9 protein-coding genes are annotated in these 13,814 nt (G+C 62.4%); 7 read left to right on the top strand and 2 right to left on the bottom strand.

Going from position 1 to position 13,814, the window contains the following annotated elements:
• Positions 1-2: 2 nt before the first annotated feature.
• The 3 genes from E4O97_RS07250 to speA all read left to right on the top strand — a co-directional run bounded on the left by E4O97_RS07250 (position 3) and on the right by speA (position 3,149).
• The gene (locus E4O97_RS07250; RefSeq protein WP_103733875.1) at positions 3-539 is read left to right on the top strand and encodes an NUDIX hydrolase; all 537 of its coding nucleotides are present in this window, start codon (positions 3-5) and stop codon (positions 537-539) included.
• A 182-nt stretch (positions 540-721) separates the two neighbouring features.
• Positions 722-1,093, top strand: coding sequence for a translation initiation factor Sui1 (locus tag E4O97_RS07255; protein WP_005784408.1), 372 nt, complete (start codon positions 722-724; stop codon positions 1,091-1,093).
• A gap of 142 nt (positions 1,094-1,235) precedes the next feature.
• On the top strand, positions 1,236-3,149 hold the full coding sequence (speA, locus tag E4O97_RS07260) for an arginine decarboxylase (protein ID WP_005784410.1): 1,914 nt from the start codon (positions 1,236-1,238) through the stop codon (positions 3,147-3,149).
• 111 nt (positions 3,150-3,260) lie between these two features.
• On the opposite strand, the gene E4O97_RS07265 is transcribed toward speA, so the two are convergent.
• The gene (locus E4O97_RS07265) at positions 3,261-4,604 is read right to left on the bottom strand and encodes an MATE family efflux transporter (RefSeq protein ID WP_103733873.1); all 1,344 of its coding nucleotides are present in this window, start codon (positions 4,602-4,604) and stop codon (positions 3,261-3,263) included.
• Between the two features lie 237 nt (positions 4,605-4,841).
• Between E4O97_RS07265 and E4O97_RS07270 the strand changes: the two genes are divergently transcribed.
• Positions 4,842-9,740, top strand: coding sequence for an alpha-2-macroglobulin (locus E4O97_RS07270; RefSeq protein ID WP_248161037.1), 4,899 nt, complete (start codon positions 4,842-4,844; stop codon positions 9,738-9,740).
• 138 nt (positions 9,741-9,878) lie between these two features.
• Here the strand turns inward: E4O97_RS07270 and E4O97_RS07275 are convergent, their stop codons facing one another.
• Positions 9,879-10,169: a hypothetical protein gene (locus E4O97_RS07275; RefSeq protein ID WP_032878103.1), complete on the bottom strand. Its 291-nt coding sequence runs from the start codon at positions 10,167-10,169 to the stop codon at positions 9,879-9,881.
• Between the two features lie 99 nt (positions 10,170-10,268).
• Between E4O97_RS07275 and pbpC the strand changes: the two genes are divergently transcribed.
• The 3 genes from pbpC (at position 10,269) to E4O97_RS07290 (ending at position 13,811) form a co-directional block, all read left to right on the top strand.
• A complete protein-coding gene (gene pbpC / locus E4O97_RS07280; RefSeq protein WP_050549357.1) occupies positions 10,269-12,599 on the top strand; it encodes a peptidoglycan glycosyltransferase PbpC in 2,331 nt (776 codons plus the stop codon).
• Positions 12,600-12,760: 161 nt separating this feature from the next.
• Complete coding sequence (locus E4O97_RS07285) at positions 12,761-13,069, top strand: MazG-like family protein (RefSeq protein WP_003188211.1); 309 nt, start codon at positions 12,761-12,763, stop codon at positions 13,067-13,069.
• A complete protein-coding gene (locus E4O97_RS07290) occupies positions 13,062-13,811 on the top strand; it encodes a methyltransferase domain-containing protein (RefSeq protein WP_216090684.1) in 750 nt (249 codons plus the stop codon). The genes E4O97_RS07285 and E4O97_RS07290 overlap by 8 nt, the downstream gene beginning before the upstream one ends.
• Positions 13,812-13,814: the final 3 nt, after the last annotated feature.

Consider the following 13,814-nt stretch of genomic DNA (forward strand, 5'->3'; position numbering starts at 1 on the left):
TGATGGACGCTACTCAAAAGGAGGCCGAACACCGTGCGGCCTCCGATGCTGAACTGATCTGCTGGGTCGACGAGCAGGACAAGCTGCTCGGCCACCTGGTCAGGTCCGACCTGCGCCAGCGCGGCCTGATTGGCCGTTGCACCTTTATCTTTCTATTCAATTCCAAGGGCGAGCTGTGCGTGCATCGGCGCACCTTGAGCAAGGCCCTGTATCCGGGGTTTTGGGATACGGCGGCTGGCGGTATGGTGGCGGCGGGGGAAAGCTATGCCCTGTCGGCACAGCGAGAATTGGCCGAAGAGCTGGGCGTAAGTGGAGTGGAGTTGGTCGAGCACGATCATTTTTACTTTGAAGATGGTGACAGCCGCCTGTGGTGCACTTCCTACTCTGCCGTATGGGACGGCCCGTTGTGTTTGCAGCCTGAAGAGGTCATGGATGCACGCTTTCTGCCCCTCGAAACGGTGCTTGCCGAGGCCGAGCAAAAGCCCTATTGCCCGGATGCTCAAGAAGGTCTGCGGCGCTATCTCGCCTCACGTCGCTAAAGTTGCATAAATTGGCGCCATTTGGCTCTTAGCAACTTCGCTTTTTGCCGTTACACTGCGCGCCTTTTCACCCGAACCACATTAGCGGTTCGGTAGCGCTGCCCCTGCCTGAGTGGGGCTTCGCGGTCGGTCACCGCCCTTTGCGGCGCCGATCAGTCTTCATCCTCCCAAGAGGATTGCCGGTGGCCAAAAAAGCCGCATCCTTCGCCGCCCTTGGTGGCCTGGTATTTTCCACCGACGCAGGTCGACACTGCCCGGACTGTCGTCAGCCCGTGGATTCGTGTACCTGCAAACAGACCCTGATCCCCGAAGGTGATGGCATTGCCCGCGTACGACGCGAGAGCAAAGGCCGTGGCGGCAAAACGGTGACCACCATCACCGGCGTGCCCCTGGCCGAAGATGCCCTCAAGGAGCTGGCCACCACGCTGAAAAAGCGCTGCGGCACCGGTGGTGCGTTGAAAGACGGGGTCATCGAGATTCAGGGTGATCACGTCGAACTGCTGTTGGCCGAGTTGATCAAGCTCGGTTACAAGGCCAAGAAGTCCGGCGGCTGAAAGCCTCTTCCCAACCTGTGGCTAAACTCTGTCCTGCGAGTGGGGTCTGACCTTCTTGCAGGCAAATCGTCATTTTCATTCTTTAGACTGCGCCAGCCTCCGCTTGAGGTGGCGCCTTCGCCTTCATTTATAGGGGACTTCGATGTCCGTACGACGCACACGCAAAGACGATGGCAGCCAATGGACAGTTGCGGACAGCCGCAGTGTTTACGGGATCCGCCATTGGGGGGCCGGTTATTTCGCGATCAATGAAGCCGGTCGCGTAGAAGTCCGCCCCAACGGTCCGAACAGCACGCCGGTCGATTTGTACGAGCAGGTCGATCAACTGCGTAAAAGCGGCCTGTCGTTGCCGCTGCTGGTGCGTTTCCCCGACATTCTGCAAGACCGTGTACGCCAACTCACCGGCGCCTTCGATTCGAATATCGAACGCCTGGAATACCAGAGCAAGTACACCGCGTTGTACCCGATCAAGGTGAACCAGCAGGAAGCGGTGATCGAGAACATCATCGCCACCCAGAACGTTTCCATCGGCCTGGAAGCGGGCTCCAAGCCCGAGCTGCTGGCCGTGTTGGCCCTGGCGCCGAAGGGTGGCACGATCGTCTGCAACGGTTACAAGGACCGCGAGTTCATCCGCCTGGCGTTGATGGGGCAGAAGCTTGGTCACAACGTATTTATCGTGATCGAGAAAGAATCCGAGGTCGGGCTGGTGATCGAAGAGGCCGCCAGCCTCAAGGTCAAGCCTCAGGTGGGTCTGCGTGTGCGCCTGTCTTCCCTGGCATCGAGCAAGTGGGCGGACACCGGTGGCGAGAAATCCAAGTTCGGCTTGTCGGCGGCGCAGTTGCTGTCGGTGGTCGAGCGTTTCCGCGCGGCCGGCCTGGACCAGGGCATCCGCCTGCTGCACTTCCACATGGGTTCGCAGATCGCCAACCTGGCCGACTACCAGCACGGGTTCAAGGAAGCTATTCGTTACTACGGCGAACTGCGCAACCTCGGCCTGCCGGTGGACCACATCGACGTCGGCGGCGGCCTGGGCGTGGACTACGACGGTACCCACTCGCGTAACGCCAGCTCGATCAACTACGACATGGACGACTACGCCGGCGTGGTCGTGGGCATGCTCAAGGAATTCTGCGATGCGCAGAGCCTGCCGCACCCGAATATCTTCTCTGAAAGCGGTCGCTCCCTGACCGCCCACCACGCCATGCTGGTGGTGCAAGTCACTGATGTCGAGAAGCACAACGACGAAATCCCGACCATTGAAAACAAGGAAAGCCTGCCGGAAACCGTGCAATGGCTGGTGGACCTGCTCGGTCCGACCGACATCGAAATGGTCACCGAAACCTACTGGCGCGCCACCCACTACATGAGCGACGTGGCCACCCAGTACGCCGACGGCAAACTGACCCTGGCCGAAAAAGCCCTGGCCGAACAGTGCTACTTCGCCGTGTGCCGCCGCCTGCACAACTCGTTGAAAGCCCGCCAGCGTTCGCATCGCCAGGTGCTGGACGAGCTCAACGACAAGTTGGCCGACAAGTACATCTGCAACTTCTCGGTGTTCCAGAGCCTGCCGGACACCTGGGCCATCGGCCAGGTCCTGCCGATCCTGCCGCTGCACCGCCTCGACGAAGAGCCGCTGCGCCGTGCCGTGCTGCAAGACCTGACCTGCGACTCCGACGGCAAGATCAAGCAGTACGTCGACGAGCAGAGCATCGAGACCAGCCTGCCGGTGCACGGCTTGAACGAAGGTGAAGACTACCTGCTGGGTATCTTCCTGGTCGGCGCGTATCAGGAGATCCTGGGCGACATGCACAACCTGTTCGGTGACACCGACTCGGTGAACATCTACCAGCGTGAAGACGGTTCGGTGTACAGCGCCGGGATCGAGACCCACGACACCATCGAAGACATGCTGCGCTATGTGCACTTGTCGCCGGAGGAGTTGATGACGCATTACCGCGACAAGTGTGCGAGTGCGAAGATCTCCGCGTCTGAGCGCACCCAGTTCCTGGATGCGTTGCGCCTGGGCTTGACCCGTTCTTCGTACCTGTCCTCGTAATATATGTGGTAGGGGGCTTGCTCCCGATAGCGGTGGATCAGTCAATGAGTCTGTTGACTGACACTCAGCTATCGGGAGCAAGCCCCCTCCCACATTTGGGTCTGCATTCCTTCAGTTTGCTCCCAGCCACAGCCCTTGCCGATTCAAGCGCCAGGCTATCGCCCAGAGTGTCAGGCTGCGCACCGCCATGAACAGCAGGAAGGTTACCCACAACCCGTGGTTACCCAACCCCTGCAACGCCCAGGCAATCGGCAGCACCAACAGCACCGTCAGCAACATCCCATTGCGCATCTCCCGCGCCCGCGTTGCGCCGATAAACAGTCCATCGAGCAAATAACTCCACACCGCTATCAACGGCAGTACCGCCAGGTAAGGCAGGTAGATGTCGGCGGTTTCGCGCACACTGGGAATATCCGTTTGCATAGCGATAAACAGATGGCCGCCGAAGGTGAACAACAGGGCGAAACCGATGCTGGCGATCAGCGACCAGCCGCAGGCAACCACCAGCGAGCGGCGCAACGCCTGGCGGTCATGGGCGCCAATGGCGTGCCCGCACAGGGCTTCGACGGCGTGAGCCAGGCCATCCAGCGCATGGGCCGTCAGCAACAGGCCATTGAGCAGCAAGGCATTGGCGGCGACCGTGGCATCCCCCAGCCGTGCGCCTTGCACCGTGATCATGAAGAACACCGACTGCAGGGCCAGGCTGCGGATAAAAATGTCGCGGTTGACCGCCAGCAACGGCCTCCAGCTTTGCCACAGTTTCAGTGCAGCCCAGGCGATATGGCCAGGGTAGGCGCGCAGGGCTTTTTGCGTAAGTGCCAGGCCGAGCAGCGCGCCGGTCCATTCAGCGATCACCGAGGCGCGGGCGGAGCCGACCACGCCCCAGTCCAGGCCGAGTACAAACCACAGGTTAAGCGCAATGTTGACCAGGTTGGTGGTCAGCAGAATCGCCAGCGGCGCCCGCGCATTCTGTGTGCCGAGGAACCAACCGACCAGCGCATAGCTGGCAAGGGCGGCGGGCAGGCCGAACAGGCGGGTGTGGAAGAATTCGCGGGTCAGTTGGTTCAGTTCAGGGGAGGGCTGCATCCATTCCAACGCCAGATGGCTCAGGGGAATACCGACCGTGCCCAGTAACATCGCCAGCCCCAGCGCCAGCAGCAAGCCTTGCAACAGGATTTGCCGCAGCGCCGCGCCATCCTTGCGCCCGGCGGCCTGGGCGGCGAACCCGGTGGAGCCCATGCGTAGGAAACCCATGGCCCAGGCCAGGAAGGTATACAGGCTGGCACCGACGGCCACGGCGCCCAGTTGGTGGGCGTGTGGCAGGTGGCCGATGACCATGCTGTCGACCAGGGCTACCAGTGGCACGGAGATATTCGACAGGATCATCGGCGCGGCCAGGGCCCAGACGCGGCGATGGGTGGGGCGGTGGCGCCAGTCGGCAAGCAGGGCGGTCATGAAGGCTCCTTGGTGGAGCAGCATTGTACCCGCCCACCCATCACGCCGCAGATCCAATGTGGGAGGGAGCAAGCCCCCTCCCATATTTTGAACTGCATTGTTTGTGGGATTTGGTTTAGCCCGGAAGGCACCCAGAACCAAACTTCCCTCCGTCGGTCAATGTGACCGGCACCGCAGCAGCCAGCGCGGCGCTGATATATAGTTCACCCCTCGGTTCCCTCTGACTACGAGTGCCCCATGCTTAACAAAGGACTGTTCCTCGCTTGCGCGCTGGCCCTGCTGAGCGCCTGTGATTCTTCCGATAAGCCCGCTGCACCGACGGCGCCCGCCGCGGCAAGCGTAGCGCCCAAACCCGCCAAGGCAGCGGTCGACGTGGCGGCGTTGAAGCAGCGCTATGCCGGGCGCGAGTTAAGCGTGGTGGACGTGTCCGAGGTGCAGTTGGACGGGGCCAGCACCTTGTCGGTGAGTTTTTCCATTCCTCTGGACCCGGATCAGAAGTTCGCCGACAAGCTGCACTTGGTGGACAGCAAGTCCGGCAAGGTCGATGGCGCCTGGGAGCTTTCCGATAACTTGATGGAGTTGCGCCTGCGCCACCTGGAGCCGCAGCGCAAGTTGGTGCTGACGGTGGACGCCGGGGTAAAGGCGGTCAACGACAACACACTCGCCGCCGAATACACCGCCCGCCTGGAAACCCGTGACCTGCAAGCCACCGTGGGCTTTGCCAGCCGTGGCACGTTGCTGCCGACGCGCCTGGCCGAGGGCTTGCCGGTGATCGCGCTGAACGTCGACAAGATCGATGTTGAGTTCTTCCGCATCAAGCCCGAATCCCTGCCGTCGTTCCTGGCGCAGTGGGGGCGCAATACCAGTCTGCAAAGCTATGAGTCCCGTGAACTGCTGCCAATGGCCGAGCTGGTCTACGGTGGGCGTTTCGACCTGAACCCGGCACGCAACACTCGCGAAACCCTGCTGCTGCCGATTGCCGGCCTCAAGCAATTGCAGCAGCCGGGCGTGTACCTGGCGGTGATGCGTGCCTCGGGCACCTACAACTATTCGCAACCGGCCACGCTGTTTACCTTGAGTGACATCGGCCTGTCGGTGCACCGTTATGCCAATCGCCTGGATGTGTTTACCCAAGCGTTGGAAGGCGGCAAGGCACTGAACGGCGTCGAACTGGAAATCCTCGATGCCGAAGGCCGCGTACTCGGCCAGGGCAAGACTGAAGACGGTGGTCACGCCGAGCTGCCGCTGCCGAAAAAAGCCCAGGTGTTGCTGGCCAAACAAGGCGAGCAGACCAGCCTGTTGCGCCTGGACAGCGCCGCGCTGGATTTGGCCGAGTTCGATATCGGCGGGCAGCCGTCCCACCCGCTGCAGTTCTTTGTGTTCGGCCCGCGTGACCTGTATCGCCCTGGCGAAACCGTGCTGCTCAATGCGCTGTTGCGCGACAAGGATGGCAACGCGGTCAAACCGCAGCCGGTGAGCGTCGAGGTGCGTCGTCCGGATGAACAGGTGAGCCGCAAGTTTGTGTGGGATGCTGATGCCTCCGGCCTGTATCAATACGCGCTGCAACTGGCCGGCGAAGCACCGACCGGGCGCTGGCAGTTGGTATTTGACCTGGGTGACGGCAAGCCGCAACTGTATGAATTCCTCGTCGAAGACTTCCTGCCCGAACGCCTGGCACTGGAACTCAAGGGCAGTGAAACCGCACTGAGCCCGGCGGAGAACCCGGTCATTCAGGTCAATGGGCGCTATCTGTACGGCGCACCGGCATCCGGCAATCGGGTCAGCGGCCAGGTCTATGTGCGCCCGCTGCGTGAGGCGGTCAAATCCTTGCCGGGGTACCAGTTCGGTTCCGTCACTGAAGAAGAGCTGAGCCAGGATTTCGAACTGGACGAAAGCGTACTCGACGCCAATGGCGAGCAAGCGCTGACCCTGGAAAGCAAATGGGCCGAGGCCAAATCCCCGTTGCAACTGATTGTGCAAGCCAGCCTGCAAGAGTCCGGCGGGCGGCCCATCACCCGACGCCTGGTGCAGCCGATCTGGCCGGCCGAGCAATTGCCGGGCCTGCGCGGGTTGTTTGACGGCAAGGAAACCAATGGCGATGGCCCGGTGGAATTCGAAGTGCTGGTGGCCAACCAGGACGGTCAGAAACTAGCTGCGCAAAACCTCAAGGTGCGCCTGGTGCGTGAGCGCCGTGACTACTACTGGAACTACTCGGAGAACGATGGCTGGAGCTATCACTTCAACGAGAAATTCCTCAACCTCGATGAGCAGACCCTGAACATCAAGGCCGGCGACACCGCCAAGGTCAGCTTCCAGGTGGAGTGGGGCCCGTACCGTGTCGAGGTGGAAGACCCGCAGACCGGACTGGTCAGCAGCGTGCGCTTCTGGGCCGGCTACCAGGCCCAGGACAACACCGAAGGCGGCGCCGTGCGCCCCGACCAGGTCAAGCTGGCGTTGGATAAACCGGCCTATGGCGATGGCGACACCGCCAATGTCACCGTCACGCCACCGGCTGCCGGTAAAGGCTACCTCTTGGTGGAATCCGCCGAAGGCCCGCTGTGGTGGCAGGAGATCGACGTACCGGCCGAAGGCAAAAGCTTTGCGGTGAAGCTCGACCCGAAATGGTCGCGCCATGATCTGTATGTGAGCGCCCTGGTGATTCGCCCCGGCGAGCGCAAAGCCAATATCACCCCCAAACGTGCCGTGGGCCTGTTGCACCTGCCGCTGGATCGTACCCAGCGCAAACTCGGCCTGACCCTCACTGCACCGGAAAAAATGCGCCCCAAACAACCTCTGACGGTGAAGATCGCCGCCAAAAACGCCGATGGCAGCGTGCCCCAACAGGTGCATGTGCTGCTGGCGGCGGTGGATGTGGGCATCCTCAATATCACCGAATACCCCACGCCTGATCCGTATTCCAGCCTGTTCGGCCGCAAAGCCTATGGCGTCGACCAGTTCGACATCTACGGCCAGTTGATCGAAGCCGGCCAGGGGCGCCTCGCCAGCCTGGCATTTGGCGGTGACGCGGCGTTGGCCAAAGGCGGCAAGCGCCCGGACACCAGCGTGACCATCGTTGCCCTGCAAAGCGCGCCGGTGACCCTGAACGACAAAGGCGAGGGCGAAGTCAGCGTCAATATCCCCGACTTCAACGGCGAACTGCGCCTGATGGCCCAGGCCTGGAGCGATGATCGCTATGGCATGGCCGAGGGCAAGACGGTCATCGCCGCACCGCTGATTGCCGAACTCTCGGCGCCGCGCTTCCTCGCGGGAGGCGACCAGACCACCTTGGCCCTGGACCTCTCCAACCTGTCGGGCAAGGCGCAGAAACTCGATGTGCAATTGACCGCGCAAGGGCAGTTGGAACTGGTCAACGGCGGCGCGCAATCGGTTGAGCTCAAGCAAGGCCAGCGCACCACCCTGCGTATTCCGGTAAAAGCCTGGGGCGGTCTCGGCCAGGGCAAGGTCAAGGTCACCGTCAATGGCCTGGACCTGCCGGGGGAAAACCTGCCGCCGTTCAGCCGCGAATGGACCCTGGGCGTGCGCCCGGCGTACCCGGCCTTGCTCAAGCATTACCGCGCTGTGCTCAAGGATCAGCCGTGGAGCCTGCCGGCGGGCACGCTCGATCAGTTCGATTCCTCGGGGCGTGAGGCGCTGTTGAGCCTGTCGAGCCGGCCGCCGTTGAACCTTGGCGCGCAGATCAGTGCGCTCAAGGCTTACCCCTATGGCTGCCTGGAACAAACCGCCAGCGGCTTGTACCCGTCGCTCTATGCCGATGATGCGCTGCTCAAGCGCCTGAGCATCAAGGGCGAACCGGATGCCGAACGCAAACGCAAGATCGAGTTGGGCATCGAACGCCTGCTGGGGATGCAGCGCTACAACGGCAGCTTTGGCTTGTGGGGCGCTGACGGCGAGGAAGAATATTGGCTGACCGCCTATGTCACCGACTTCCTGCTGCGCGCCCGCGACCAGGGGTTTGCCGTACCGCCTGAAGCCTTGAAGAAGGCCAGCGAGCGGTTGCTGCGGTATGTGCAGGAACGCAACCTGATTGAAGTCGACTACAGCGACAACGCCGAGCACACGCGTTTTGCCGTACAGGCCTACGCCGGCATGGTGCTGGCGCGCAGTCAGCAGGCGCCGTTGGGTGCCTTGCGCAGCCTGTTCGAACGCCGCAGTGATGCGCGCTCCGGCTTGCCATTGGTGCAGTTGGCCATCGCCTTGCAAAAAATGGGCGACCAGCCGCGTGCCGATCAGGCCTTGCTCGCCGGTTTGGCGGCGCAGCGCAGTGCCAAGGAATGGCTGGCCGACTACGGCAGCCCATTGCGCGATCAGGCGATGATCCTGGCGCTGCTGGAGGAAAACGACTTGGCCAAGGGCAAACGTGAAGAGCGCCTGTTTACCTTGTCGGACCAGTTGGCGGCCAGCCCGTATCTGTCGACTCAGGAGCGCAACTCGCTGTTCCTGGCCGGGCGGCTCGGCTTCGCCAAGCCCGAGGCTGACTGGCAGGTGTCGCTGACCGGCAGTGGCGGGGCGCGGGAGCTGAACAAACAGCAGTCCACGCTGCAACTGGATGAAAAGCTGCTATCCAGCGACCTGAGCCTGAGCAATCAGGGCCAGACCCCCGTTTACCAGCAGCTGACTATTTCAGGTTACCCACAACTGCCACCGGCAGCGGGCGGCGAGAACCTGAGCATTCGCCGCGAATACCTGGGCATGAACGGCCAGCCGTTGAACCTGCGCAGCCTCGACAGCGGCGACCTGGTGCTGGTGCACCTGGCCGTCAGTGCCAAGCAGCGCGTGCCGGATGCCCTGGTGGTAGACCTGCTGCCCGCCGGCCTGGAACTGGAAAACCAAAACCTGGCACAAAGCGCGGCGAGCCTGGAGAACGCCAGCAGCCAGGTGAAGGAGTGGCGCGAGTCGATGCAGAATGCATCGCTCAAGCATCAGGAGTTCAGGGATGATCGCTATGTGGCGGCGATGAACCTGGACGGCTACGGCACCACGCACTTGCTGTACCTGGCACGTGCGGTGACGCCTGGCACCTATCGCGTGCCGCCGCCGCAAGTGGAGTCGATGTATCGGCCGAACTGGCAGGCGGTGGGCGAGACGCCGGCGGATATGGTGATCAAGGGCCGCTGATCGCTGAAGTTGAAGTGGGGGGCTTTTGTGGGAGGGGGCTTGCTCCCGATAGCGGTGAATCAGTCACAACATCATTGGCTGACACTCAGCTATCGGGAGCAAGCCCCCTCCTACAAGGGATTGGGGCTGTCAGATAAATCAGTGCACAACCCAACTCAGCAACCACAGGCCCAGCAGCAGCCAGATGATGCCCACGATGATCGAGGCCCGCATAAAGGCGCGTACCGCCGAGTACAAGAAGAGCAACCCGACGATCAGGGTGATGATGCTGATGATCGAGGTGTCCATGCCTAGCGCTCGAGACATCCCATCGACAAAGTTGCCGCCGGCGTTGGATAGCATATTGAACAGCCCACTGAAGAACTCGATGATGTAGTGGATGATCAAGCCGAGTGTGTTACCCAGCCATCCAAAAAAGTCTGCTTGCATAGGTGTGTCTCGATGAATAAGTGGACGAAATTGCCAGCACTGAGCCTTTTGTCGCGATGGGGCGTGGCTAGTTCCCTACAAGCATAGAGGTTTAGCCGCTTGAATTTGCGTTTTGTTGCCCGCTGGACCCTGGCGAGCCTGCTGTTGGTAATCGCCGTGCTATGGCTGGCCGATCGTATCTGGCCATTGCCCCTGCCCCAGGACGACCTGGCCCGTGTGGTGCTGGCCGAAGATGGCACGCCGCTGTGGCGATTTGCCGATGCCAACGGCGTATGGCGCTACCCGGTGCAGACGCGCGAGGTGTCGCCGTATTATCTCGACGCGCTGCTCACTTACGAAGACCGCTGGTTTTACCAACACCCCGGGGTAAACCCGCTAGCGCTGGTACGCGCGACCTGGCAAAACCTGACCGGTGCACGGGTGGTGTCCGGCGGCAGTACCTTGTCGATGCAGGTGGCGCGTTTGCTCGACCCGCATTCACGCACCCTGCATGGCAAGTTGCGTCAACTGTGGCGTACCGCGCAGTTGGAGTGGCACCTGTCCAAGGACGAAATCCTCAACCTTTACCTCAATCGTGCGCCCTTCGGCGGCACGCTGCAGGGCGTGGCAGCGGCGAGTTGGGCGTATCTGGGCAAGTCGCCCTCACAACTGACCCACGCCGAAGCCGCCTTGCTCGCGGTATTGCCCCAGGCGCCCAGTCGTTTGCGTCCGGACCGTCATCCGCAACGTGCCCAGGAGGCCCGCGACAAAGTGCTGCGCCGCCTCGCCGAGTTCCAGGTGTGGCCGCAGCCTGCGGTCGATGAAGCCCTGCAAGAACCGCTGCTGCTCGCGCCGCGCCTGGAACCGAGCCTGGCGCCGTTGCTGGCGCGGCGTCTGAACCGCCCCGACAGCCCGCCGCTGATTCGCACCACCCTGGACGCCACCCTGCAACGCCGCCTCGAAGACCTCTTGCTGGGTTGGCGTGCACGCCTGCCGGAACACACCTCGGCGGCAATTCTGGTGGTGGAAGAGGAAAGCATGGCGGTGCGTGCCTACCTGGGCTCGGTGGATATCAACGACACCAAGCGCTTTGGCCATGTGGACATGATCAGTGCGCTGCGCTCGCCCGGTTCGACCCTGAAGCCTTTCCTGTATGGCATGGCGTTGGACGACGGCTTGATTCACTCCGAGTCCCTGTTGCAGGACGTGCCGCGGCGTTACGGTGATTATCGGCCGGGCAACTTTTCCATGGGCTTTACCGGGGCGGTGCCGGCGAGCACGGCGCTGTCCAGCTCGTTGAACCTGCCGGCGGTGCAACTGTTGGAAGCCTACGGGCCCAAGCGCTTTGCCGCACAGATGCGCATCGGCGGCATGCCGTTGGCGCTGCCGGCGCTGGCCGAGCCGAACCTGGCGCTGATCCTCGGGGGCGCGGGCAGTCGCCTGGAGGACCTGGTGAGCGGCTACAGCGCCTTGGCCCGCGACGGCAAGAGCGCCACTTTGCGACTACAGCCGGAGGATGCGCTCAGGGAGCGGCCTTTGCTGTCGCCGGGGGCCGCCTGGATCGTGCGGCGCATCCTCAGCGGCCAGGCACGGCCCGACCGCGATCCGCGTGCCGAACTGGTGCAACGCCCGGTGCTGGCGTGGAAAACCGGCACCAGCTATGGCTTTCGCGATGCCTGGGCAATTGGCGTGGGCCCGCGTTATTTGATCGGCGTCTGGATTGGCAGGCCCGATGGCACACCCGTGCCGGGCCAGTTCGGCCTGGCGTCGGCAGCGCCGTTGATGCTGCAGGTGCATGACGTGCTGACCAACCGCGACAGCCAGCGCGGCATCAGTGCCCCGGTCAAACCGGTGCCGGCGAATATCGGCGTGGCGGCGATCTGTTGGCCGCTGGGCCAGCCCATGGCCCGCAGTGACCCCAATTGCCGGCGCCAGCGGTTTGCCTGGACCCTGGACAACACTACGCCGCCTACCTTGCAGGCATTGGATCAACCCTTGAGCGTGGGGCTGATGGAGAGCATCTGGGTCAATGCCAAGGGCTTGCGGGTTGATGCCCATTGCCCTGGCGCGGTGCCGAGGCATATTGCCCTGTGGCCCGCGCCGCTGGAGCCCTGGTTGCCAAGGGTTGAGCGCCGTGAAGCGCGCATTCCTGCGCCTGACCCGGATTGCCCGCCACCGGCGCTGGCTGCGGCTTCGCCATTGTCCATTGTGGGCGTGCGCGAGGGCGACCAGTTGCGCCTGCCCGCGGCCAGCCAACAAGCCTTGCGCCTGAAAATCTCCGCGTTGGGCGGCAGCGGTCGGCGCTGGTGGTTTCTCAACGGCGCACCGTTGGGGGACAGCGCCAATCAGGACAGCATCAATGCCAGTTTTGAGCGGCTGGGGCGCTATCAGCTCAGCGTGTTGGATGAGGCCGGTCAAACCGCCAGGCTCGAGTTTAGCGTGGTTGATTAGGGCCTCATCGGGAGCAAGCCCCCTCCCACATTTTGAAATGTGTTCACAAATCAAAGTGTGGGAGGGGGCTTGCTCCCGATAGCGCCCTTGAGAACACCACCGCTATTCACTTGCCTTCAATCCCCATCCCCCTGAAGCTATACCCATTCAGGAGCCCCCCAATGAACCTCGAACACCTCACCGAACGCCTGCACCGCATCCGCGATACCAACGACTGGAAGCAGTTCCACAGCCCGAAAAACCTGGCCATGGCCGCCAGTGTGGAAATGGCCGAACTGGTGGAAATCTTCCAATGGCTTACTGAAGACCAATCCCGCCAGCTTCCCGCCGATAAACTCGCCCATGCGGGCCAGGAAGTCGGTGACATCGTGCTGTACTTGCTGTTGCTGTGCAGTGAGCTGGGCCTGGACATGAATGAAGTGGTGCGTGCCAAGTTGGCCGACAGCGAGCGGCGGTTTGCCCATGAGTGATCGTCATTTCGACCAGTTGGCCACGCGTTTTGCCGAGAAAATCTATGGCGGCGCCAAGGGCGCGATTCGCCTGGCGGTGCTTCAGGCTGACTTGCTTGAAGCGTTGCCTGATCGTCCGTTGCGCGTGCTGGATATCGGCGCGGGCCTGGGGCATATGTCGCTGTGGCTGGCCGAGCGCGGCCACCAGGTGACCTTGGCTGAACCCGCTGAGCCGATGCTCGACGGTGCGCGCCAACGTTTTGCCGACGCCGGCCAAAGTGCGACGTTTATTCATGCGCCATGGCAAGACTTGCTCGGCCAACTCACCGAGCCTTACGATCTGGTGCTGTGCCACGCGGTGTTGGAATGGTTGGCCGAACCCCATGCCATCCTGCCGGTGCTGCATCGGTTGACGCTGCCCGGCGGCTGGTTGTCCCTGGCTTTCTACAACCGCGATGCGTTGATTTACCGCAACCTGCTCAAAGGCCACTTTCGCAAAATGCGCAAGAACGACATGGCCGGTGAAAAGCAGAGCCTCACGCCGCAGCAACCGCTCGACCCTCGGGAATTGGCGGCGCAACTCGAAGGGTTGTGGCAGGTCGAAAGCCAGAGTGGGGTGCGGGTGTTTCACGACTACATGCCGATGGAATTCCAGGCCCGCGCCGATTTGCAGGACTTGTTGGAGATGGAGCTCGCTCATCGTCGTCACCCAAGCTTTGCCGGGCTTGGGCGTTATTTGCACTGGATCTGCCGTCCGGTTTAAGCG

The organism is Pseudomonas sp. W15Feb34, assembly GCF_023127765.1.
Classification (GTDB): Bacteria; Pseudomonadota; Gammaproteobacteria; order Pseudomonadales; family Pseudomonadaceae; genus Aquipseudomonas; species Aquipseudomonas synxantha_A.

What these genes read in the sequence shown, in the direction of transcription:
- speA (WP_005784410.1), top strand. Translation starts at nt 1,236, where the DNA reads ATGTCCGTACGACGCACACGCAAAGACGATGGCAGCCAATGGACAGTT.
- E4O97_RS07265 (WP_103733873.1), bottom strand. Translation starts at nt 4,604, where the DNA reads ATGACCGCCCTGCTTGCCGACTGGCGCCACCGCCCCACCCATCGCCGC.
- E4O97_RS07270 (WP_248161037.1), top strand. Translation starts at nt 4,842, where the DNA reads ATGCTTAACAAAGGACTGTTCCTCGCTTGCGCGCTGGCCCTGCTGAGC.
- E4O97_RS07290 (WP_216090684.1), top strand. Translation starts at nt 13,062, where the DNA reads ATGAGTGATCGTCATTTCGACCAGTTGGCCACGCGTTTTGCCGAGAAA.
- E4O97_RS07285 (WP_003188211.1), top strand. Translation starts at nt 12,761, where the DNA reads ATGAACCTCGAACACCTCACCGAACGCCTGCACCGCATCCGCGATACC.
- E4O97_RS07250 (WP_103733875.1), top strand. Translation starts at nt 3, where the DNA reads ATGGACGCTACTCAAAAGGAGGCCGAACACCGTGCGGCCTCCGATGCT.
- E4O97_RS07275 (WP_032878103.1), bottom strand. Translation starts at nt 10,169, where the DNA reads ATGCAAGCAGACTTTTTTGGATGGCTGGGTAACACACTCGGCTTGATC.